Source organism: Streptomyces bacillaris, assembly GCF_003268675.1.
Classification (GTDB): Bacteria; Actinomycetota; Actinomycetes; order Streptomycetales; family Streptomycetaceae; genus Streptomyces; species Streptomyces bacillaris.
Map to the genome: position 1 here is coordinate 3,759,232 of NZ_CP029378.1, position 21,172 is coordinate 3,780,403.

20 protein-coding genes, 1 tRNA gene and 1 pseudogene are annotated in these 21,172 nt (G+C 71.5%); 18 read left to right on the forward strand and 4 right to left on the reverse strand.

The annotated features are described in order from the left end of the window. Positions 1-218: 218 nt before the first annotated feature. Together tadA and DJ476_RS16100 are read left to right on the forward strand one after the other, a co-directional pair. Positions 219-647 carry a tRNA adenosine(34) deaminase TadA gene (gene tadA / locus DJ476_RS16095; RefSeq protein ID WP_112492534.1) on the forward strand — a complete coding sequence of 143 codons (429 nt, stop codon included), beginning with the start codon at positions 219-221 and terminating at the stop codon, positions 645-647. Positions 648-715: 68 nt separating this feature from the next. Further along, positions 716-803, forward strand: a tRNA-Ser gene (locus DJ476_RS16100). Positions 804-1,183: 380 nt separating this feature from the next. Here DJ476_RS16100 and DJ476_RS16110 read toward each other — a convergent pair. Beyond that, complete coding sequence (locus DJ476_RS16110) at positions 1,184-1,378, reverse strand: hypothetical protein (RefSeq protein ID WP_112490842.1); 195 nt, start codon at positions 1,376-1,378, stop codon at positions 1,184-1,186. A gap of 667 nt (positions 1,379-2,045) precedes the next feature. Between DJ476_RS16110 and DJ476_RS16115 the strand changes: the two genes are divergently transcribed. From DJ476_RS16115 to DJ476_RS35605, 9 genes are all read left to right on the forward strand, one after another. Next, positions 2,046-2,309 (forward strand): hypothetical protein, encoded by a 264-nt coding sequence (locus DJ476_RS16115; RefSeq protein ID WP_112490843.1) that lies wholly within the window; start codon positions 2,046-2,048, stop codon positions 2,307-2,309. Further along, the gene (locus tag DJ476_RS16120; protein WP_112490844.1) at positions 2,278-2,808 is read left to right on the forward strand and encodes a DUF6879 family protein; all 531 of its coding nucleotides are present in this window, start codon (positions 2,278-2,280) and stop codon (positions 2,806-2,808) included. Before DJ476_RS16115 ends, DJ476_RS16120 begins: the two co-directional genes overlap by 32 nt. Before the next feature lie 25 nt (positions 2,809-2,833). Next, positions 2,834-3,685: a helix-turn-helix domain-containing protein gene (locus tag DJ476_RS16125; RefSeq protein ID WP_112490845.1), complete on the forward strand. Its 852-nt coding sequence runs from the start codon at positions 2,834-2,836 to the stop codon at positions 3,683-3,685. Between the two features lie 409 nt (positions 3,686-4,094). Then, the gene (locus DJ476_RS16130) at positions 4,095-5,099 is read left to right on the forward strand and encodes a MarR family transcriptional regulator (RefSeq protein ID WP_167480382.1); all 1,005 of its coding nucleotides are present in this window, start codon (positions 4,095-4,097) and stop codon (positions 5,097-5,099) included. 532 nt (positions 5,100-5,631) lie between these two features. Further along, positions 5,632-5,796: a hypothetical protein gene (locus DJ476_RS34925; protein ID WP_162888396.1), complete on the forward strand. Its 165-nt coding sequence runs from the start codon at positions 5,632-5,634 to the stop codon at positions 5,794-5,796. Between the two features lie 20 nt (positions 5,797-5,816). After that, a complete protein-coding gene (locus DJ476_RS16135; protein WP_019766403.1) occupies positions 5,817-6,110 on the forward strand; it encodes a Dabb family protein in 294 nt (97 codons plus the stop codon). A gap of 402 nt (positions 6,111-6,512) precedes the next feature. After that, positions 6,513-7,319, forward strand: a complete 807-nt coding sequence (locus DJ476_RS16140) for an RNA polymerase sigma factor SigF (protein ID WP_318294885.1) — start codon at positions 6,513-6,515, stop codon at positions 7,317-7,319. A gap of 234 nt (positions 7,320-7,553) precedes the next feature. Beyond that, positions 7,554-8,420 (forward strand): RNA polymerase sigma factor SigF, encoded by an 867-nt coding sequence (locus DJ476_RS16145; protein ID WP_018489955.1) that lies wholly within the window; start codon positions 7,554-7,556, stop codon positions 8,418-8,420. Between the two features lie 697 nt (positions 8,421-9,117). After that, a complete protein-coding gene (locus DJ476_RS35605) occupies positions 9,118-9,360 on the forward strand; it encodes a hypothetical protein (protein ID WP_103420534.1) in 243 nt (80 codons plus the stop codon). A gap of 255 nt (positions 9,361-9,615) precedes the next feature. Here DJ476_RS35605 and DJ476_RS16155 read toward each other — a convergent pair whose 3' ends face one another. Further along, on the reverse strand, positions 9,616-9,831 hold the full coding sequence (locus DJ476_RS16155; protein ID WP_103420532.1) for a hypothetical protein: 216 nt from the start codon (positions 9,829-9,831) through the stop codon (positions 9,616-9,618). A gap of 271 nt (positions 9,832-10,102) precedes the next feature. Here DJ476_RS16155 and DJ476_RS16160 point away from each other — a divergent pair, with 271 nt between their 5' ends. The 5 genes from DJ476_RS16160 to DJ476_RS16180 all read left to right on the forward strand — a co-directional run bounded on the left by DJ476_RS16160 (position 10,103) and on the right by DJ476_RS16180 (position 15,905). Continuing rightward, on the forward strand, positions 10,103-10,615 hold the full coding sequence (locus DJ476_RS16160) for a MarR family winged helix-turn-helix transcriptional regulator (protein WP_028415707.1): 513 nt from the start codon (positions 10,103-10,105) through the stop codon (positions 10,613-10,615). Between the two features lie 31 nt (positions 10,616-10,646). Further along, positions 10,647-13,199: an MFS transporter gene (locus DJ476_RS16165; protein WP_112490849.1), complete on the forward strand. Its 2,553-nt coding sequence runs from the start codon at positions 10,647-10,649 to the stop codon at positions 13,197-13,199. A gap of 245 nt (positions 13,200-13,444) precedes the next feature. After that, positions 13,445-14,260 carry a YceI family protein gene (locus tag DJ476_RS16170; protein WP_112490850.1) on the forward strand — a complete coding sequence of 272 codons (816 nt, stop codon included), beginning with the start codon at positions 13,445-13,447 and terminating at the stop codon, positions 14,258-14,260. Between the two features lie 146 nt (positions 14,261-14,406). Then, on the forward strand, positions 14,407-14,877 hold the full coding sequence (locus tag DJ476_RS16175) for a PPOX class F420-dependent oxidoreductase (protein WP_103420528.1): 471 nt from the start codon (positions 14,407-14,409) through the stop codon (positions 14,875-14,877). Next, positions 14,877-15,905 carry an NAD(P)-dependent oxidoreductase gene (locus tag DJ476_RS16180; RefSeq protein ID WP_112490851.1) on the forward strand — a complete coding sequence of 343 codons (1,029 nt, stop codon included), beginning with the start codon at positions 14,877-14,879 and terminating at the stop codon, positions 15,903-15,905. The genes DJ476_RS16175 and DJ476_RS16180 overlap by 1 nt, the downstream gene beginning before the upstream one ends. Before the next feature lie 70 nt (positions 15,906-15,975). Here the strand turns inward: DJ476_RS16180 and DJ476_RS16185 are convergent, their stop codons facing one another. Then, positions 15,976-16,761 carry a TetR/AcrR family transcriptional regulator gene (locus DJ476_RS16185; RefSeq protein WP_103420524.1) on the reverse strand — a complete coding sequence of 262 codons (786 nt, stop codon included), beginning with the start codon at positions 16,759-16,761 and terminating at the stop codon, positions 15,976-15,978. 204 nt (positions 16,762-16,965) lie between these two features. Continuing rightward, positions 16,966-18,568, reverse strand: a pseudogene (locus DJ476_RS16190) (MFS transporter). 250 nt (positions 18,569-18,818) lie between these two features. On the opposite strand from DJ476_RS16190, the gene DJ476_RS16195 reads away from it, so the two are divergent. Further along, positions 18,819-19,679: an endonuclease/exonuclease/phosphatase family protein gene (locus DJ476_RS16195; RefSeq protein WP_112490852.1), complete on the forward strand. Its 861-nt coding sequence runs from the start codon at positions 18,819-18,821 to the stop codon at positions 19,677-19,679. A gap of 191 nt (positions 19,680-19,870) precedes the next feature. Beyond that, on the forward strand, positions 19,871-21,166 hold the full coding sequence (locus tag DJ476_RS16200) for a serine hydrolase domain-containing protein (RefSeq protein ID WP_112490853.1): 1,296 nt from the start codon (positions 19,871-19,873) through the stop codon (positions 21,164-21,166). Positions 21,167-21,172: the final 6 nt, after the last annotated feature.

Consider the following 21,172-nt stretch of genomic DNA (forward strand, 5'->3'; position numbering starts at 1 on the left):
GTACGGGCGGCAGGTTCACGCCTGCACGCCGGGCCCACCCCCCATCCCACCCTCCTCCTCTTCCCACACCCCTTCCCACCCCTTTCCGCCCCTCATGTGTTCGCTAAGGTCCGCGGGTGACCGCACGACCTCCGAACCCTTCCTCCCGGCCCTCCCCGGATCCCGTACGCGTACCTGTGCCGGACCCCGACCCCGTACGCGATCCGTGGCAGGCCCCGATGCGCCGTGCCCTGGCCGAGGCCGAGGAGGCGGCGTCGGCCGGTGACGTCCCGGTCGGCGCCGTCGTCCTGGGCCCCGACGGTACGGAGCTGGCCGCCGCCCACAACGAGCGCGAGGCCACCGGCGACCCCACGGCCCACGCCGAGATCCTGGCCCTGCGCCGGGCGGCCGAGGCGGTGGGCGAGTGGCGCCTGACCGACTGCACCCTGGTGGTCACCCTGGAGCCCTGCACGATGTGCGCGGGCGCCCTGGTGCAGTCCCGGGTGGCCCGGGTCGTCTACGGGGCCCGCGACGAGAAGGCGGGCGCGGCCGGCTCCCTCTGGGACGTCCTCCGCGACCGCCGCCTGAACCACCGCCCGGAGGTCATCGCGGGCGTCCTGCAGACGGAGTGCGCGAGCCGACTGACGGCCTTCTTCCGCACCCGCTGACCGGGGCAGGCCCGCGCCCCCGGGAACCGATTTCTGTGCACGCCCCGGGATGGTCTAAGCTCTCTCTCGGTAGCGTGTCCGAGCGGCCGAAGGAGCTCGCCTCGAAAGCGAGTGTGGCGTAACCCGTCACCGTGGGTTCAAATCCCACCGCTACCGCTTCTGACGCCCCCTTGATCCGCGGAAACGCGATCGAGGGGGCGTTCTGCATATACGGCCCCCGCTCACGCTCACGCGGAAGCGCTACCGCACCCAATGCCCCTGCCCCCTCGGCACCCCACGGCGCCACGCCTTCTGCTCAGGAGTGGGCTCCCACATGCGCCCGCAGCCCGCGCAGTACCAGACCCACTGCTGCGGCTCGGCCGGTCCGGTCCGGCTGGTGTCCCGCCAGAGCACCCGACGCCGCGGGCAGTGGGGGCAGATCAGCGGCTGGTCCACGGTGTCCTCCCGGAGCGGGTATCGGGCCAGCGTGGCCCCGCCGCGTGGGCGGTGGTGCCCTCACCCAGTCCGACCACCCGCACGGGTGACGGCGGCGAGGGTCAGGAGGCGCGCGGATCGAACATTCCGTAGATGCCGTACGGCGGGAAGATGTCGACGCGGCGAGGGTAGTTGCCCTCGGCGCACTCGCCGCAGAGCAGATCACGGCCGGCGGACGTATGCCGCACGGCGGTGACGGGAGCCGTCCAACAGGCCTCGCAGGTACGCACATCCGTGGCCGACAAGGAGATGGTCACCCGCCCTCCACGGGATAGGCCGCGGGCCGGACGCGAGGCGGGACCCGGCACGGCAACCGGTGCAGCACGACCGTGCCGCCCGCACCGGACGCCCCGTCCACCACGACCTCCTCCACCTGCCCCGGAGGAATCGCCTCGCAACAGCGGTCACACACCACGCCGGGCCTCCCGCCACGTACGTCCCAGTTCGACGGCCTTCGGACAGGGACGGCGGCCCACCCTGCACACCGCGCAGGCCACGGTGTGGCCAAGGAACACACGATACAGAGCATCCGGCCCAGCAACCCGCTCCACGGCCGTCACTGCACCGGCTCCGGCGCTGGCTCTGGCTCTGGTTCCGCGCACCGGGGGCATCCACAGGCGGGAAGTCGCTGCGAGGTGTCCGGCTCGTCGAGCGGAATCACTTCGGCCCGCTTGCGCAGGACGCGAACGTCCCCCTCGCGATTCACCGCGTACACCTTGATCGTCATCATGGGCAGTCACCCCGTCGCGTTAAGTGAGATACGCGGACGTTAGGTAAGGGCCGCGCGCCCGCGCCAGCGATGTGCATAGCTGTGCAGCCACCCCACTCTCAGGGGCATATGGCACCCTGTCCCCTTGACCCGAACCCCCTCCCTGCTCAACGGTGTTGCACATGGCTGCACGCCATTCGATCGGAGGTAGCGGCATGTCGTTACAGTTCATCGGAATCGACCCCCAGACCGGAGACGACGAGAGTCCGACCGTGTGGGTAGACCAGGAGAAAGGCGAACTCGTCTTCCAGGGATGGAAGGCGGGCCCCGAACTCGAAGCCGAATGCGCCGCGCTCGAACTGCCCGGGCACGCCGTAGGAATCCCTGACACCGAAGCCGTGGTCCGCATCCCCGCCAGGATGGTGGACATGATCAGGAAGGCGTGCGATGCCGTCGAACGTGCCGAGCAGGTTCGCTGACCTGCTCGCCCAGTGCGAACGGTCCGCCGTCCACCTCGAGATGCGGGACGTCTACGCCGTGGACAACGAGAAAGGCCCGTTCGCCCAGTGGGAGGCCGGCTTCCGCCACGACCCGGCAGACCGCGCTTCCTGGTGGCGCCCCTGGCTCGACCTGGTAGCCGAGACCGTCGGGCGAGGCGTCGTCATACGCCGGGCCCGCATCGTGTCCGAGCCCGTCAGCGAATACATCCGCTACGAGCACTCCAACACCTTCACGAACATCGCCGCAGGGGAGCAGGTACGGTGGCTGCCTCGCCGCCGGGCTTCCGGCATCGCGCTGCCAGGAAACGACTTCTGGCTCTTCGACGACCACCTCGTCCGGTGGAACCACTTCGCAGGCGACGGCTCGTCCCAAGGCCCGGAGCACACCACCGACCCGTCAGCGGCGAAGCTGTGCGGTGAAGCCTTCGAGGCCGTATGGGAGCGGGGCGTACCGCACGACCAGTACGAAATCCGCTGACAGTTGCACCTGAACAGGCCGGCACATGACCGCTTCCCCCTCCTCATCGGCTCAGGCCGCGCGCGAGATCGTCGCAAGGCGACTGCGCGACCTCCGCAAGGGGGCCGGGCTCACGGTCACCGAGCTGGCCGCCGCGTGCGGCTGGCACCACGCCAAGACCTCCCGCATCGAGAACGCCCGCACGGCCCCCTCCGCAAGCGACATCCGCCGATGGTGCCGGGCCGTCAGCTCGGAAGCGCAGGCGGAAGATCTCATCACCCAGTCGCTGCACGCCGAATCGATGTACACCGAATGGCGCCACCAGGTCCGACATGGGCTCAAGCAGCTCCAGAACAGCTCGGTCGCCTTCTTCCGGCAGACCGAGCTGTTCCGCGTCTACTCCTCCACTCTCGTCCCCGGCCTGCTGCAGACCGAGGGCTACGCGGCCGCCGTTCTCGGCATGAGCGCCCGCTTCCGTGACCTGCCGGTCGACGACAGCGCCGAAGCCGCACGCGCCCGGGTCGACCGCTCCCGCGTCATCCACGAGCGCGGCCACCGCTTCGTCCTCCTTATCGAGGAGGCCGTCCTCCACTACCGGATCGGTGACGCCGATGCGATGGCCGCCCAACTCGGCTACCTCCTCACCGCCGGTGCCCTGCCCGCCGTTTCGCTCGGCATCATCCCGTCGACCGCGCCCCGCGCGCAGTGGCCTCGCGAGACGTTTCACGTCTACGACGACTCGCTCGTCTCGGTCGAGCTGGTATCGGCCCGTGTCCGTATCACGCAGCCCAGCGAGATCGCCCTGTACGCGAAGGCGTTCGAGGAACTGCGGCGGACTGCTGTGTACGGCTCGGCAGCACGCGCCCTGATCGTGAAGGCGATCGATGCCCTGACCTGATTTCAGGGACCACGATGACGCCACCGCAGAGAGGCCGGGCGACCACGCCCTCGGGCGGCCCGAGGCTCGGGTCCCCAACTTCGGGCCCCGAGCGTCGGGACCGGTCGGCTCACTCTTCCGGGGGTACGGGTACGGGGTCCCCGCCCGAAGCTCGGGCCCCGGGACGCGGGCGTCGGGATGCGAGCCCCGAGACCCGAGCGCCTTCTTTAACCGGCAGGTAAGAGAAGGGGTTTGGGAAAACCTCCCCACCTCCCCACCCAGGTCACAGCTGGGGAAGTATGACTAATCGTGACAGCTTGCGGCGCAACGTCACGACTGCTTACGGTTCGAGAACTAAGCGACCCCGACAGGTGTTTGCGCACCACGCCGGGGTCTGACCGCAAGATCGCACACCCAAAAGGACGATCCATTGGCTACCCAGCACACTAGCTCTGCCCCGCAACCTCCCGCACTCTCCCCGACGTACCCGATGGCGAACCCGGGCTACGGCAAGCGCGTGACACCCGCACAACTCCCTCGCAGCGCGTCAGACTTCACCCTCCTCCCCACGCGCGAGCGGTACGTGGCCGGGTTCATCGACCATCTCCCCGAGGGCGCATCGATGAGCGTGAAGCAACTGGCCAAGCAGCTCCCGCTCTACGGCCAGCAGGCGATCTCGTCAGCGCTCACGGCCCTGTCGGTGGCGGGCCACTTACGACGCGTACGGTGCTCGGTCGGCTCAGGCGACGAAACCCGGTGGGTCTTCCGCACCTTCTGGTCCCGCACGGCACGGGACAACGAATGGTGGACCACCTTCCTGGCAACGGAGACGGCCACCGAAACGGCCACCACCGAGGCCCCCAGCCCCACACCGACCACCCCCGCACCGGCGGCACCAGCGCTCACAGCCGTACCGCAGCAACGCACCTCACCCCCGGCACCGGCAACAAGGCCCACGTCCGACGCCACCGCCCCCACCCCGTCGCCCGCCTACGTCGCCCTGGCCCACCTGGGCCGCAACGAGCACCGCCTGGCCCTCTCCGCAGACGACTGCGCAACCCTGGAACCCCAGGCAGCAGAATGGCTGGCCCGAGGCGTAGGCGTCGACTACCTGACCAGCGCCCTCACCGCAGGCCTCCCCACCGAGATCAACTCCCCCGTCGGCTTCCTGCGCCGCCGCCTCACCGACAAGATGCCGCCCCACCTGCCCGTCGAAAGCACCTCACCGGCGACCACCACGCCCACCCGCCGCATCCTCGTCGAGTGCACCGACTGCGGCCGCCTCGGCCGGTCCGAAGCGCTCCCCGACGGCCTCTGCCGCCCCTGCCGCGAAACCCACAGCAATGGGGCCGGGGACCCTTCGCCCGCCCCCACCGAGAGACCGGACGTCAAGGCCCACATGGCCAACCTCCGGAACCTCCTCAGATCCGTCTGACACCGACGGTCACAGGTCAGCTCCCAGTTGACCGCAGCCGCGAGCAGATCGTCTCTGCACAAGCAGGGGTGGCCCCCACTGAGGGGCGTGGACCCTGACACATGAGGCGTCATTCCCCGCGCAAGCGGGGGTGCTCCCGAGGAGAAGGCCATTGATGCCGGGCGGCCCGCGAGCCCCGCACAGTGCGGGGAAAGTAGGTCGGGGGAAGCGGCATCGGGGGGACAAGCCGCTCCCCCCGGTGGGAACAGGGGCCCGGTCTGCCGTCGCGGTCAGGGGGGTTCGCGCGGCGGTAGCCCACAGTGGGTGCCTGTTCCGAGGGCTCCGGATTCCTGCCAGGGCCGGAGGCCTCGGGATCCAGCGTGCCAGGGCGCGGAGGCCGTTTCCGTGGGCAAAAGGCCCCGATCGGCGGGTCGTAAGGCCTTAAAGAGGGCGTCAGTGAGGTGGAGCGGCCACTGGATACGGCCATACGTGCGGATACAATCTGCCGATCGCACGCTGGGTTCGGGGCGGGGTCTACGGGGAGGCAAGGGCAGTGGCGCAAGCGAAGAAGATCGCGCTCTACATAGTGGTGGTCTTCGTGCTGTACACGATCATCACCTCTCCCAAGCGGTCCGCCGAGCTGGTGGGGGTAGGGTTCGAAGGCGTTTCCAGCGCCGCCCAGAGCGTCGGCGACTTCATGACCGAACTGGTCAAGTAGCGAAAACCGTAGGGGTACCGATGATCCGCCACCTGGTCCTGTTCAAGCTGAACGAAGGCGTCGAGCGGGACGATCCGCGGGTCGTCGCCGGGGACCGTGCCTTCCGGGAGCTGGAGGGACAGATTCCGGAGCTGGAGTTCTGGGAGTGCGCCTGGAACATCACCGACCGGCCGATCGCGTACGACTACGCCATCAACTCCGCCGTCGCCGACGAGGCCGCCCTCAAGCGCTACATCGAGCACCCCGCCCACCAGGCTGCCGCCGGCCAGTGGCGCGAATTCGCCACTTGGGTGATCGCGGACTACCCCTTCTGACCCCTGTTCACGGTCTGCCCCGCGAGCCCGATCAGCTGCCCCTCGCCCTTCGGTGAGGGGTTTTCTTGTCGGGTTTAAAACCCGTTATGCCGTCAACACGGCATTTTGCGGTGCTTGCACACAGTGGACATGTCTTGTGATGCTATGACCGCTTTTGACGGATGAGTTGACCGTAGTTGACCGCGAAGGGGTGGCGTCACCGTGCCGGCCAGTACAGCGCCTCAAGTGCCTCCCCAGTCCGCTCAGCCGCCCTCGGCCGTCTCCCAGGGGGCCCACCAGGGGAGCCAGAGCGCCCAGGGGCTCCAAGGGGCTCAGGGCGCCCCGGGGTCGCCGCAGGGGGCCTCGTCCGGTGTCGCTCCCGGAGGCCCCGGTCAGGGGGCTCAGGCCGTCCCCGCCGACGAGATCCAGACCGAGACCCCCGACCCCACCACCCCGCCCGCCAGAACCCGCGGGGCGGACACCAGAGCCCTCACGCAGGTGCTCTTCGGTCAGCTCAAGGCGCTGGAGCCCGGGACCCCGGAGCACGGGCGCGTCCGGGCCGCCCTCATCGAGGCGAACCTCCCGCTGGTGCGGTACGCCGCCGCCCGCTTCCGGAGCCGTAACGAGCCGATGGAGGACGTCGTCCAGGTCGGCACCATCGGCCTCATCAACGCCATCGACCGCTTCGACCCGGAACGCGGCGTCCAGTTCCCCACCTTCGCGATGCCCACCGTCGTCGGCGAGATCAAGCGCTACTTCCGCGACAACGTCCGCACCGTCCACGTCCCCCGCCGGCTGCACGAACTCTGGGTCCAGGTCACCGGCGCCACCGAGGACCTGACGACCGCTCACGGGCGTTCCCCCACCACCGCCGAGATCGCGGAACGGCTGAAGATCTCCGAGGACGAGGTGCTCGCCTGCATCGAGGCCGGACGCTCGTACCACGCCACCTCCCTGGAGGCCGCTCAGGAGGGCGACGGGCTCCCCGGGCTCCTCGACCGGCTCGGTTACGAGGACCCCGCGCTCGCCGGTGTCGAGCACCGCGACCTCGTACGCCACCTCCTCGTCCAGCTCCCCGAGCGCGAGCAGCGCATCCTTCTCCTGCGCTACTACTCCAACTTGACCCAGTCTCAGATCAGCGCCGAACTAGGCGTCTCCCAGATGCATGTGTCAAGGCTCCTGGCCAGAAGTTTCGCCCGACTGAGGTCCGCAAACAGGATCGAGGCGTAACCGGAACGGGTAGACCGTCAAGACAGCGGTTCTGACGGCATAAAAGGCCCACACCCCTTGTTTCCAGGGCGGATTCAGCGTTGAGATGTCGACATGTCACTACAGCGTGTTGCCGACATGTGACATTCTGCTCGAAGCGCGTTTGCCGCAGCCCCGCCTCCGGTATTCAGGTGGAGGCTGCGTTCCTCCGATGGTCGCGGCCACCGCGACCGTCCGCGACCTCAAGGGGGTGGCATGTCCGAAGAACAGGGCAGCTCGAAGGTGCTCACGCTCACCAAGAGCGTGCCGGCACCCGCCGTGCTCACCAGCTCGCCGGAAGCCATCGACACCCGCACTCTGTCCCGCTCCCTGTTCCTGCGGCTCGCCGCGCTCGGCCCCGCCTCGGGTCCCGACGGAACGGACAGTCCGGAGCGGACCTACGTGCGGGACACACTCATCGAGCTGAACCTCCCGCTGGTGCGGTACGCCGCGGCGCGGTTCCGTAGCCGCAACGAGCCGATGGAGGACATCGTCCAGGTCGGCACGATCGGCCTGATCAAGGCGATCGACCGGTTCGACTGCGAACGGGGCGTGGAGTTCCCGACCTTCGCGATGCCGACCGTCGTCGGGGAGATCAAACGCTTCTTCCGCGACACCTCCTGGTCCGTCCGGGTCCCCCGGCGCCTCCAGGAGCTGCGGCTCGCGCTGACGAAGACCAGCGACGAGCTGGCCCAGAAGCTCGACCGCTCCCCGACCGTGCCCGAGCTGGCCCGGGCCCTCGGCGTCTCCGAGGAGGACGTGGTCGACGGCCTCGCCGTCGGCAACGCGTACACCGCCTCCTCGCTCGACTCCCCCTCCCCCGAGGACGACGGCGGCGAGGGCTCCCTCGCCGACCGCCTCGGCTACGAGGACGCGGCGCTGGAGGGCGTCGAGTACCGGGAGTCCCTCAAGCCGCTGCTGGCCAAACTCGCCCCGCGCGAGCGCCAGATCATCATGCTGCGGTTCTTCGCCAACATGACCCAGTCGCAGATCGGCGAGGAGGTCGGCATCTCCCAGATGCACGTCTCCCGGCTGCTCACCCGCACCCTCGCCCAGCTCCGGGAAGGGCTCATCTCCGACTGAGGCCCGCACGAGGGTTCTGATTTGACGGGGCGTCAGCCACACTGGCGCGATGCCGCGTCCGACACCTCAGAACCCTCGGGTACGCCCCGCACACCGGCCCCTCGGCCGCCGAGGCACCCTGATCGCCGCCTCGGCGGCCGCGCTGTGCCTGGGCGGCGGTCTCCTGGCCGGATGCGGGGGTGGCCCCGGGGGCGGTTACGCGGCCGTGGGCGCGGCCGGCGGTGGACCGGAGGGCGGACGGGCCTCAGGGCCCTCGGGGGGCGTGACGCTGGTTCCGTTGGACGGTGAGGGGGAAGAGGGCCGTCCTGGCGGTGGGGAACGGCCCTCAGGGCGGTCGCCGGAAGGGGCCTCAGGGGAGTCCTCGTCGCCCGGCGGGTCTCCCGGAGAGTCTGTTGGTGGTGAGGGGCGTACGGGGGTGGGCCCGGCGCCGTCCCCACCAGGGGCCCGGGTGGGGAGCAACGGCAGTGGGGAGCCTACGAGGGTGCCGGGTGGGGGCGATCCGTCCTCGACGAGCCCCGGAGGCCCCGGGTCTCCCGAGCCGCCTCAGCCGCCCGAGCCGAACAAGCCGAGCAGGCCCGCCGAGCCCTCGCCTCCCGGCAGCCCCGGCCCCAGCACTCCCCCTCCCCCGGCCACCCCGGCCTCTCTGGCCCTCGGCGCTCCTCAGCGGGCGGCGGCGGGCAAGCGGTGGTGCGAGCAGGTGACCGTGGAGTTCCGCAACACCGGTGGCTCCCCGGCCCGTTCCGGGACCGTCACCTTCGCCACGCACATCATCGGGGCCCTCGGCGTCGACTGGGCCACCATCAGGACCAGCCAGCCGCTGCCCGCACCCATCGCGGCCGGGTCGACGCGCTCGGAGACGTACACCGTCTGCCTGGAGTCCTGGCGCGTCCCCCTGGGCATGCGCGTCGAGACCCGGGACGTCTCCGCCGTCTGGGAGTGAGCCCGGAGGACCGGAAGTCCGGAAGACCGCCGAAGGAAAAGACGGAACGCCCGTGGTGTCGGCGGCGGGCTCGCAGGTGCGAGTCCACCGTCCGCCCCCACGGGCGTTCCGGGCGTACGGAGGTCGTACGGGAGCCGTGCGGCCCCGTACAGAGCCCCGTACAGAGGTCGTACCGGCCTCACCAGAGGCCGTACGAGGCCGCACAGAAGCCGTACAGACGCCGTACGGATGCGTGCGGTCGGGTTCGTCAGGTCATCAGCTCAGGGCGAGCCACGCCACCGCGCCGAGGACGATGACGACCGCCGCGACCGCCGCGATCACCCCGACTCTCGGACCGGACGAGGTCGCGGCCGGCTGCGCCCGGCGCTGCGGCTCGCCCTCGTCGACGAAGGCGCGGAACATCTGCGTGCTGCCCGCCGGATCAGGGGTGCCCTCGGGGCCCGGCTGAGGGGCGTGGGGGTTGTGTGCCATGGGGCAGGACCCTAGCGAACTCGGGCCTGCCGCCCAACCCCCGGGGGCGGTCGGCGGCCCGTCCGACCAGCGGCGGAGAGCGGGGGAGCGCGGGAAGGAGCGCGCTTGACCGGGGGGCTACGGAGGCTTTGGTGTTCCTTTACTTCTGCAAGGCCGTTTTCGTTTGCCTGTAGCAACCAACGGCTTCTATGGTTGCCCTAAGCAACAACATGGCCGGTGATGCGACCGGTGACATGACCGGCAACACAGACATCAGCGCGCTGGAGGTTCCGTGGCCGCGCGGAGTCGGTACGAGGAACTGGCCCGGCAGCTCAGCGCTGTCGGGGCCGTCAAGCGGGGGCTCGCCCGCGCCCTGCCCCCCGAGTGTCCCGGCGGCTCCGCCGCCGTGCTGACGCTCCTGGACCGGCACGGCGAGATGCGGCTCAGCAGGCTCGCCGAGCTGATGGCCGTGGACCTCTCGGTGACCAGTCGCCATGTGGCCCATGTGGCCGAGCACGGCTGGATCGAGCGGTCCCCGGACCCGGCGGACAAGCGGTCCCGCATCCTGCGGCTGACCGCCGGCGGTCACGCGCAGCTCGACGAGCTGACGCGGCGGACCACCGATGTGTTCGCCCGCAACCTCTCGGACTGGTCCGACGACGACGTCGGCCGGCTCAACGAGCTGCTGTCCCGGCTGCGCGACAGCTTCGCCTGTCGCGGACCCGGTGGCTGCGCCCCCGGAAGCCACTCCGGCGAGTGCCGGAACGGCTCGATCGACGACGCGTACACCCGTACATCTGTTTAACAGAAGCAAATACGCACGGATAAGGAACTCAATGGCTACGACCACACCGACCGGTGTGCGGGGCGGCCACGCCAAGCACGGAGGTCATGGAGGCCACGCGAGCCCCGGCGGCTCCGCAGGCTCCGGCGTCTCCGACGGCGCGCCGATGACACACCGCCAGATCATGGAGGCGCTGACCGGGCTGCTGCTCGGCATGTTCGTCGCGATCCTGTCGTCGACGGTCGTCTCCAACGCCCTTCCCGAGATCATCTCCGACCTCGGCGGCGGCCAGAGCGCCTACACCTGGGTCGTCACGGCCTCACTGCTGGCCATGACCGCCACCACCCCCCTCTGGGGCAAGCTCTCGGACCTCTTCAGCAAGAAGCTGCTGGTCCAGATAGCCCTGATCATCTACGTCCTGGGCTCGGTCGTCGCCGGGCTCTCCACCAGCAGCGGCATGCTCATCGCCTGCCGCGTGGTCCAGGGCATCGGCGTCGGCGGTCTCTCCGCCCTCGCGCAGATCGTCATGGCCGCGATGATCGCCCCGCGCGAGCGCGGCCGCTACAGCGGCTACCTGGGTGCCGTCTTCGCGGTCGCCACCGTCGGCGGCCCGCTGCTCGGCGGTGTCATCACCGACACCAGCTGGATGGGCTGGCGCTGGTGCTTCTACGTGGGTGTGCCGTTCGCGGTCATCGCGCTCATCGTGCTCCAGAAGACCCTGAAGCTCCCGGTCGTCAAGCGCGAGGGCGTCAAGGTCGACTGGGCCGGGGCGTTCTTCATCAGCGCCGCCGTCTCGCTGCTGCTGATCTGGGTGACCTTCGCGGGCGACAAGTACGACTGGCTCTCCTGGCAGACGTACGTGATGGTCGCGGGCTCGGTCCTGCTCGGCCTGGTCTTCGTCCTCGTCGAGTCGCGCGCCGCCGAACCGATCATTCCGCTGCGCCTCTTCCGTAACCGGACCATCACCCTCGCCTCCGTCGCCTCGCTCTTCGTCGGCATCGCGATGTTCGCGGGCACGGTCTTCTTCAGCCAGTACTTCCAGCTCGCGCGCGGCAAGTCGCCGACCATGTCCGGCGTCATGACCATCCCGATGATCGCGGGGCTCTTCCTCTCCTCGACCGTCTCCGGGCAGGTCATCACCAAGACCGGCCGCTGGAAGGCCTGGCTGGTCAGCGGTGGGTTCCTGGTCACGGCCGGGCTCGGACTGCTCGGCACCATCCGGTACGACACCGAGTACTGGCACGTCGCCGCCTACATGTTCGTCATGGGCCTCGGCATCGGCATGATGATGCAGAACCTGGTCCTCGCCACGCAGAACCAGGTCGCCCCCGAGGACCTCGGCTCCGCCAGCTCCGTCGTCACCTTCTTCCGCTCCCTCGGCGGTGCGATCGGCGTCTCGGCGCTCGGTGCCGTCCTCGGCAACCGCGTCACCCACTACGTGCAGGACGGCCTCGCCGCGCTCGGCCCCGAGGGCGCCAAGCTCGGCCACGGCGGTACCGGCGGCGGGGGCATCCCCGACCTGGACAAGCTGCCCGAGCCGTTCCGGCTGGTCATGGAGGCCGCGTACGGGCACGGCGTCGGTGACGTCTTCCTCTACGCCGCCCCGTGCGCGCTGATCGCCTTCATCGTGACGCTCTTCATCAAGGAGGTCGCGCTGAAGGGCAGTGCCGGTGCCACCGTGAACGAGCCTCAGGAGACCGCCGGGGAGACCGCTGTGGAAGCGGAGGTTCCGGCTGCCGTCGGTGCGGCCGCTCTCGTCTCGGAGGGCGCGGCGGGGGTCGCCTCCGTCGACACGGACACGGTGGCCTCCGAGGCCATGGCCTCGTACGGCTCCGGCCAGGGCACCCCCGTCCACGGCATCGTGCGCGGCGCCGAAGGGGTTCCGGTCGCCCGCGCGGCCGTCACCCTCATCTCGCTGGACGGCCGTCAGCTCGGGCGGTCCGTCGCCCGGGACGACGGCGGCTACGCCCTGGACGCGCCGGGCTCCGGCAGCTACGTCCTGATCGCCTCCGCCGACGGTTTCCAGCCGCAGGCGTCCACGGTGGTCGTCGGCGCGGAGCCGCTGGCCTTCGACATCCTGCTCTCCGGTACGAGCGGACTGGCCGGAACCGTGAGGGCCGCCGAGTCCGGGGCGCCGGTCGAGGGCGCGATGGTCATCGTCACCGACGTCCGGGGCGATGTCCTGGCCACCGGAACCTCCGGCGGGGCGGGCGAGTTCGCGTTCGGCGAGCTGGTCCCGGGCTCCGTGACCGTCGCGGTCAACGCGGCCGGGTTCCGCCCGCTGGCGCTGCCGGTGGAGATCGGCGGGCAGGGCGTCACCCGCGTCGAGGCCGCGCTGCGGGCCGGTGCGCTGGTGCGGGGCACCGTTCGGGCCGGGGCCGCCCGGTCCCCGCTGGCCGACGCCCGGGTCACGCTGATCGACGCGGCGGGCAACGTGGTCGCCACCGCGACGACCGGCGAGGACGGCGCGTACGCCTTCACCGACCTGGACGCGGGCGAGTACTCGGTCGTCGCGACCGGCTACCCGCCGGTGGCGGGCGCGGTGACGGTCAGCGGTACGGGGATCGACGGGCACGACATCGAACTCTCCCACCCGGGTGAGTGACCGGCCCTCGGATTGATCCTTCCCCCACCCGCGCGCGTGTGCCTTGGGGAGAGCACGTGAACACGTGAAGGGATCGCAAAGCCCCCTGGCCGGGCAGTACTTCTTGCGGAGAGGCTGTCGCGGCCGGGTGGAAAGGGGCCCCGGTGGTGGGTACGGCAGGCAGGGGACGGCCTGCCGTACCCACCCCGGGGCCCGACTCATGTGGCCCCCGGGGCCATGGAGCCAGGAGTAGGAGAGAGATACGTATGGGACTTCGCGCACAGGTACGGACGCGGGACGGCTGGGCGGTCCAGCACGCCGTCGTGACGGTCACCGACATGACCGGCACCCAGGTGCTGCGGGCCGCGGCCGACGAGGACGGGGCCGTCCGCACGGACGGGTCCCTGCCGGCCGGCGCGTACACGGTCATCGTCACGGCGGTCGGGTACGCCCCCGCCGCCTCCACCGCCCTCGTCACGGCGAGCGGCCGGATCGAGGGCGGGCAGATCGTCCTGGCCCGGCAGGGCGGGATCGAGCTGCCGCCGCCGGGCACCTGGTCGCTGGACCCGGCCCACTCCTCGGTCGGCGCGGTCGCCCGGCACCTCGGGATCTCCAGCGTGCACGGCCGGTTCACCGACTTCACCGGCCGTATCGAGATCACGCAGGACGTCTCCCGCTCCCGGGTCGACGCGGTGATCGGCGCGGCGAGCGTCGACACCGGCAACACCATGCGGGACAAGCACCTGCGCTCCCCCGACTTCCTGGACGTCGACCGCTACCCGGAGATCACCTACCGCTCCACCGGCCTCACCCCGGCGGGGCCCGACCGCTGGACCGTCCATGGCGAGCTGACCATGCACGGCGTCAACCGCCCCGTCGACCTCGACCTGACCTACCTCGGCACCGGACCCGACCCGTGGGGCGGGGTGCGCGCCGCCTTCCACGCCACCGCCGAACTGCGCCGCGACGACTTCGCGATGAACTACAACCAGGTCGTCCAGGCCGGTATCTCCGCCATCGGCACCACCCTGCGCGTGGAGCTGGACATCCAGGCCGTCCAGGGCGAGGCGCTGCCGGGGTAGCCGGAGGGGACGCGGAGGACCGGCGGCGGATGCGGGGGGCTCGGTGGATGCCGTGGGTGCCGGAGGGCTCGGTGGACGCGGTGGGCTCGGTGGATGTGGTGGTTCGTTGCCTCCGTCCGGCGCGTGCGCGGTCGTAGGGTGTGGCCATGGCTCCCCAGATCGCGACCAACACCACCGTGGACCTCGATGAGTTGCTGGCGTTCGTACGCCCCCGGCACCGGGCGGTCCTGCTGACCACCCGGGCCGACGGCCGCCCCCAGGGCTCCCCGCTGACCTGCGGGGTCGACGGTGCGGGGCGGCTGGTCATGTCGACGTACCCGGAGCGCGCCAAGACCCGGAACGCCAAGCGGGACGAGCGGGTCAGCGTGATCGTCCTCTCCGACGAGTGGGACGGGCCGTGGGTGCAGATCGACGGTACGGCGGAGGTGCTCGACGCCCCGGAATCGGTCGAGCCGCTCGTCGAGTACTTCCGGAACATCTCCGGTGAGCATCCGGACTGGGACGAGTACCGGGCCGCCATGGTGAAGCAGGGCAAGTCGATCATCCGGGTCACCCCGGAGCGCTGGGGTCCCGTCGCGACCGGCGGCTTCCCGGCCCACCTGGCGCCGGGGCGCTGATGCCCGGTCCGGGGGCGGTGCCGGAGGCGGTTCCCGGGGAGGGGCCGGGAGTGCCCGCCCCGGAGCTTCTCGCGCGGGCCCGGTTGCTGGTCGCGCCCGGGCTGAGTGCCTCTCTCGTACGGGAGTTGGAGCGCATCGCCGGGCGGGGCGCCGAGCAGGTGGGGGCAGGCGGGGCGGCCGACGGTCCGCTTCTCACGGCCGACGGGCCCCTTCTCTGTGTGGGGGCCGTGCTGCCCGACGCCCTGCGTACCGAGCGGCTGCTCTGGTTCCACAGCGTCAACGCCGGTACGGACCCGCTGCTCGCCGCGGGACCGTGGCCCGCCGGGGCGCTGCTGACCCGGACCGTGGGGCGGATGGGCGAGCGGATCGCCCAGTACGTCCTGGGCTGGGTGCTCGCGGAGTGCCAGGCCGTCCCCGAGTACGTCGCCCAGCACGCCCGCGCCGAGTGGCGGCGGCTCCCCACGGAGCTGGCCGCCGGGCAGACCGCCCTCGTCTACGGCACCGGGCGCATCGGCGGGGCCGTCGCCGGGCTGTTGCGGAGCTGTGGGGTGCGGACGGTGGGGGTGGGCCGGACCGCGCGGACCGGGGCGCCCCCGGCGGGCTTCGACCGGGTGATCGGGGCGGAGGAGGACCCGGAAGCGGAGGCGGAGGAGCTGGCGAGGGCGCGGTGGGTGGTCGCCGCGCTGCCGTTGACCGGGGCGACGGAGGGCTTCTTCGGGGCGGGCCGGTTCGCGGCGGTGCGGGGCGCCACGTTCGTCAACGTGGGGCGGGGCGCGACCGTGGACCCGGTGGCCCTGGAGGGCGCGCTGCGGGGCGGCGGGGTGCGGCGCGCGGTGCTGGACGTGCTGCCCGAGGAGCCCGCCGCGCCCGGCGACCCGGTCTGGCGGCTGCCCCGTACGGTCATCACCTCGCACTCCGCGGGGATCACCGCCGACGAGGACGTGGCCCAGGACTTCGCCGCCTGCTGGGAGGCCGTGGCGGCGGGGCGGCGGCCGGAGCTGGCGGTGGACACGGGGCGGGGTTACTGAGAGACGGGGCCGCTGAGAGGGCCGGGGCCCCGGGCAGAGCTGCTGAGGAGGACCGTGGGCCCGGGCAGGGCTACTGCGCGGGCGTCGTCGCGGAGCCCGTACGGTCGCACATCGCCTCGATGCCCGCGATCAGCAGGTCCAGCGCGAAGACGAAGTCCCGCTCCCGCATCTCCTCGACCGTGTCGCCGCCCCGGGCCGCCATCAGCTCGTCGGAGGACTCGACGATCTTCCGCAGGTGCGGCTGGGCCCGGATCGTGCCCATGGCGTGCCGGTGGTACTCGTCCTCCGTCAGCCCGGTCGCATCGCACCTCGCCTTGAAGTGGCCCTCGACGGTGCCGAATCCGTACACGAACTGGAAGCACGCCGAGAGCGCGCCCGTCTGCCGTTCCAGGGGCAGGCCGGTGGCCCGGATGACGTCCTGGACGGCGTACGAGAACAGCATCGAGTTCGGGCCGATGTTGAGGAACGTCCCGGCGAGCGGGGAGATCCAGATGTGCCGGACGATCAGCTCCCGGTAGCTGCGGGCGAGTTCGCGCAGCCGGTCCCGCCAGTCGGCGTCCTCGCGCGGCGGGGCGATCTCCGCGTAGACCGAGTCGAGCGCCAGCTCCAGGAGGTCGTCCTTGGTGTCGACGTACCAGTAGAGGGACATCGCGGTGACGTCCAGTTCGGCGGCGAGCCGGCGCATGGAGAACTTGGCGAGCCCCTCGGCGTCCAGCAGCCGTACGGACGCCTCGGTGATCCGGTTGCGGTCCAGGCCCGCCGGGGACTCGGTGCGGCGGGAGCGCGACGGGGTCCGTCGGTCGAGCCACACGCTGGTCCGCGCGGGGCTCTTCGCGGGGTCGGACGCGGACACCATGGCGCACACTCTCCTCGTCTTGCGGGGCCGTCCCCGCCGGTACGGTACGGTCCTGCCCTCGCTGGGCCGTCCCCGCCGTACGGTCCTGCCACCTGCCGGCTGCTGATGGCCGCCCGTCGGCTGCTGCTGTCGGCTACCGGCTGTCGGCCGCCGGGAGGCCGACGTACCGGATGCTTACCGTCCGGTACGTGCGTCCCCCCGATGTTATGCCGCGGGTCCCGTCGAGTCTGCCCGCCCTCCGGCCGTCTCAGGCCCCTCACCGGCCCCGGTCTTCACGGCTTCCCCGCCTCGCCGGGCTTCCCCGCCTCGCCGGTCGCCGCCTCCGCCCGTTCGGCCCGGCGCAGCAGCAGCGCCGCCAGCAGGCCGCCCGCCAGCACCGCCACCGCACCCACCAACTGGCTGGCCTCCAGGCCCGACGCGAACGCGTCCTTGATGATCGTGCGCTCCCCCGGCCCGTCGGCGGCCGCCAGCGCGGCGGGCAGCGACGCGGCTCCCACGGCGGCCGGTACGAGGGCGGCGAAGCGGATGTTCAGGACCGCGCCCAGCACCGCCACCCCGAGCCCGTTGCCGAACTCCGCCAGGGTGCCGTTGACCCCCGCGCCCACCCCGGCCTTCTCCGGCGGGATGGCGCTCATGATGGCGTTGGCCATCGCGGGCATCGCGAGGGCGATCCCCGCCCCCATCACGACCAGGCCGAGCAGCATCCCGGTGTAGCCGTCCCGGCCGAGCACCGCGACGGCCGCGAGACCGGCCGCCAGCGCGCTCATCCCCGCCGCGATCGTCACGGGCGTCCCCAGCCTCGGGACCAGCCGGGCGCCCAGGCCGGTCAGGTTGAGGGCGACCACGGTGAGCGCCATCGGTGCCGTCCGCAGACCGGCCTCCAGCGGTCCGTACCCGAGCACGAACTGAAGGTGCTGCGTGAGCAGGAAGAGGGAGCCGCCCATCCCGAAGGCGACCAGGATCGCGCCCGCCACCGCACCGATGAACTTCTGGTTCCGGAAGAAGTGCATGTCGAGCATCGGGTACGGGATGCTCAACTCCCACAGGACGAACCCGGCGAGGACCACGACCCCGACGAACGCCGTCAGCAGTACCCGGGCCGACGCCCAGCCGTGCTCGGGGCCGGAGATGATCGCGAACACGACCGCCGTCATCCCGACCGTGGAGAGCAGCGCGCCGAGCAGGTCGGGCCGCTCCCCGCGCGGGTTCTTGAACTCCGGTACGAGCCGGACGACGGCGACCAGGCCGATCACGGCGACCGGGATGTTGACGAGGAAGATCGCACCCCACCAGAAGTGGTTCAGCACGACCCCCCGACCAGCGGCCCCGCCGCGAAGCCGAGGGAGTTGACGGTCGCCCAGAGGCCGATCGCCCTGACCCGTTCGGAGTCGTCGAAGATCTGCACGACGACGGCGAGCGTGGTGGTGAGCAGCAGCGCGCCCCCGACCCCCATCCCGGCGCGGGCCGCGATGAGCTGGCCGGACGACTGGGCGAGCCCGGCCGCCAGCGAGCCGATGCCGAACAGGGCGAGCCCCACGACCAGCATCTTCTTGCGCCCGTAGCGGTCGGCGGAGCTGCCCGCCGTGAGCAGCAGACCGGACTGGACGAGCGAGTAGGCGTTGATCATCCACTGCACATCGGCGGTGGAGGCGTCCAGCTCCGTGGTGAGGGAGGGGATCGCCACGTTGAGGACGGTGTTGTCGAGCAGCACGGTGAGCTGGGCGAGGCAGATGACGCCGAGGATCAGCCAGCGCTGCGGATGCCCCTGGGGGGCCGGTTCGGTTCGCGGTGCGGCGGGCGCCGTCATGCGGGCTCTCTCTCCTGGGTCACGGGGTCGGGGCTCCGGCGCGGTGGACCGGCAGATGGACGGATCGGGTGCCGCCCTCTTGCTCGTACGGTGTATAGGACGTGGACGTCGTACACCGTAAGGCAGCCCTTGTACGGCGTACAAGTCGATTACGGTGCCGCCCCCGGTCGTGTCGGCGGGCCCCGCGCGGCCCGAGCGGTACGGTTCCGACGCCTGTGCGCGACCCCCGCCGACCTGACCGGAGAGAGCCATGTCACCGCGTCGCCGTATCACGCAACTCGCCCTCGCCGCTGCCCTGTTGGGCACCCTGATCGGCTCCCCGCCCGCCGCCGCCACGACCGCCCCCGGCCGCGGCGTTCCGCTGCGGGTGGCCACGTACAACATCCATGCCGGGGCAGGCATGGACAACGTCTTCGATCTCGACCGGCAGGCCGACGAACTCCGGCTGCTGGGAGCCGATGTGATCGGCCTTCAGGAAGTCGACCGGCACTGGGGCGCCCGCAGCGAGTGGCGCGATCTCGCGGGCGAGCTGGCGGAGCGGCTGGGCATGCATGTGTTCTTCGCGCCGATCTACAGCCTGGACCCGGCCCAACCTGGCGGTGCCCGGGCGGAGTTCGGGGTGGCCGTGCTGTCCCGGTACCGGATCGTGAGCGCCGAGAACCACGAGATCACCCGCCTCTCGACCCAGGACCCGTACCCGGTCCCCGCCCCCGCTCCGGGGTTCGCGGAGGCCGTCGTACGGGTGAAGGGGCGGCCCCTGCACGTGTACGTGACCCACCTCGACTACCGCCCGGACCCCGCCGTACGGACCGCCCAGGTCGCCGACACCCGGCGGATCATGGCCGAGGACCGGGGCGCGAAGATCCTGCTCGGCGACTTCAACGCGGAGCCCGCCGCCCCGGAGCTGGCCGCGCTGTGGGAGGGGCTGACGGACGCCGACCCGGGGGCGCCGACCTTCCCCGCCCGGGACCCGGTCAAGCGGATCGACTACGTGGCGGTGGCGAAGGGAACGGCCGAGGTGCGGCGCGCCTGGGTGCCGGAGAGCCCCGCCCCGGGCCATGCCTCGGACCACCGGGCGGTCGTGGCGGACCTGGTGGTGCGGGGGCGGTGAGCCCGGACGCCAGGGGCCGCTGAGCGCGGGGGCGAATCCGGAGTCTCATCTCTTTACGGTCGTGGCGCTTTCTTTCGGCGGCCGACGACGTCTTACAGTCCGATCACCGCTCACGGACCGCTGCCCACGGGGGGACGCACCAAGGAGGGCGGACTCACGCCAGAGCACGCGGTACGGAGAAAGGCCCGCCCATGAGCACCCCGCACGGACTGCAGGACCTGCTGGACACCCATATCGCCCGGGGATCCGCGCCGGGAGCGGTGGCATTGGTCGCCCGGGGCGATCGGAGCGGCCAGGGCTCCCACGGTGATCGAGGCGCCCTCAGCGATCGGGGTTCCCGGGACGATCAGGGCGCCGGGGATGATCGGGGCGGCCGTGGCGATCAGGGCTCCCAGGGCGACCGAGGTGTTCGGGTGGAGGTGGCGGTGGCCGGCTCGGCCCTGCTCTCCGGGAGTACGCCCATGCGCCGGAACTCCGTCTTCCGCCTCGCCTCGGTCACCAAGCCGATCGTCGCGGCGGCCGCCATGACCCTGGTCGAGGACGGCGTGATCGCCCCCGCCGACCCGGTCGCCGCCTGGCTCCCCGAGCTGGCCTCGCCGCTGGTCGTCCGGACCCCGCAGAGCCCGGTGGGCGACGTGGTGTCGGCGGTGCGCCCGATCACCGTCCTCGACCTGCTGACCTTCCGGGCCGGGTACGGCTTCCCGTCCGACTTCTCGCTCCCGGCCGTCGCCCCGCTCTTCGCCGAGCTGAAACAGGGCCCGCCCCGGCCGCAGGCCGTGCCCGGGCCGGATGCCTGGATGGCCGCGCTCTCCCGTATCCCGCTGCTCCACCAGCCGGGCGACGGCTGGCTCTACAACACGTGCTCCGACATCCTCGGTGTCCTCGTCGCCCGCGCCGCCGACCGGCCGCTGCCCGCGTATCTGGCGGAGCGGCTGTTCGAGCCCCTCGGCATGACGGACACCGGGTTCTCCGTGGCGCCCGGTGCGCTGGACCGGTTCACCGGCTACTACCGGGCGGGGGAGGGGAGTTCGGCGGGCGGGCCGGAGCTGGTGGACGCGCCCGACGGGCGGTGGAGCCGGCTGCCCGCCTTCCCCTCCGGGGCCGGTGGGCTGGTCTCGACCGTCGACGACTGGTACGCCTTCGGCCGGATGCTGCTCGCCGGGGGCCTGGCGGACGACGGGCGGCGAGTGCTGAGCGCGGAGTCCGTACGCCAGATGGTGACCGACCACCTCACCCCGGCCCAGCGCGCGGAGAGCGGGCTCTTCACGGAGGGCCAGGGGTGGGGGTTCGGCGGCTCGGTGGACGTGGAGATCACGGCCCCGTGGAACGTACTCGGCCGCTACGGCTGGATCGGCGGCACCGGCACCTCGGCGCACATCATCCCGTCCACCGGTACGGTCGCCGTCCTGCTCACGCAGATGGAGCTGGCCGGGCCCGCCGCACCGCAGCTGATGCGGGACTTCTGGACGTACGCGGCCGGGTTCTGAGCCCGG

Excerpts from the sequence above, each read along its gene's own strand:
- tadA (WP_112492534.1), top strand. The coding sequence starts at position 219 with ATGCGCCGTGCCCTGGCCGAGGCCGAGGAGGCGGCGTCGGCCGGTGAC.
- DJ476_RS16115 (WP_112490843.1), top strand. The coding sequence starts at position 2,046 with ATGTCGTTACAGTTCATCGGAATCGACCCCCAGACCGGAGACGACGAG.
- DJ476_RS16120 (WP_112490844.1), top strand. The coding sequence starts at position 2,278 with ATGCCGTCGAACGTGCCGAGCAGGTTCGCTGACCTGCTCGCCCAGTGC.
- DJ476_RS16125 (WP_112490845.1), top strand. The coding sequence starts at position 2,834 with ATGACCGCTTCCCCCTCCTCATCGGCTCAGGCCGCGCGCGAGATCGTC.
- DJ476_RS16135 (WP_019766403.1), top strand. The coding sequence starts at position 5,817 with ATGATCCGCCACCTGGTCCTGTTCAAGCTGAACGAAGGCGTCGAGCGG.
- DJ476_RS16145 (WP_018489955.1), top strand. The coding sequence starts at position 7,554 with ATGTCCGAAGAACAGGGCAGCTCGAAGGTGCTCACGCTCACCAAGAGC.
- DJ476_RS16155 (WP_103420532.1), bottom strand. The coding sequence starts at position 9,831 with ATGGCACACAACCCCCACGCCCCTCAGCCGGGCCCCGAGGGCACCCCT.
- DJ476_RS16165 (WP_112490849.1), top strand. The coding sequence starts at position 10,647 with ATGGCTACGACCACACCGACCGGTGTGCGGGGCGGCCACGCCAAGCAC.
- DJ476_RS16170 (WP_112490850.1), top strand. The coding sequence starts at position 13,445 with ATGGGACTTCGCGCACAGGTACGGACGCGGGACGGCTGGGCGGTCCAG.
- DJ476_RS16175 (WP_103420528.1), top strand. The coding sequence starts at position 14,407 with ATGGCTCCCCAGATCGCGACCAACACCACCGTGGACCTCGATGAGTTG.
- DJ476_RS16180 (WP_112490851.1), top strand. The coding sequence starts at position 14,877 with ATGCCCGGTCCGGGGGCGGTGCCGGAGGCGGTTCCCGGGGAGGGGCCG.
- DJ476_RS16185 (WP_103420524.1), bottom strand. The coding sequence starts at position 16,761 with ATGGTGTCCGCGTCCGACCCCGCGAAGAGCCCCGCGCGGACCAGCGTG.
- DJ476_RS16195 (WP_112490852.1), top strand. The coding sequence starts at position 18,819 with ATGTCACCGCGTCGCCGTATCACGCAACTCGCCCTCGCCGCTGCCCTG.
- DJ476_RS16200 (WP_112490853.1), top strand. The coding sequence starts at position 19,871 with ATGAGCACCCCGCACGGACTGCAGGACCTGCTGGACACCCATATCGCC.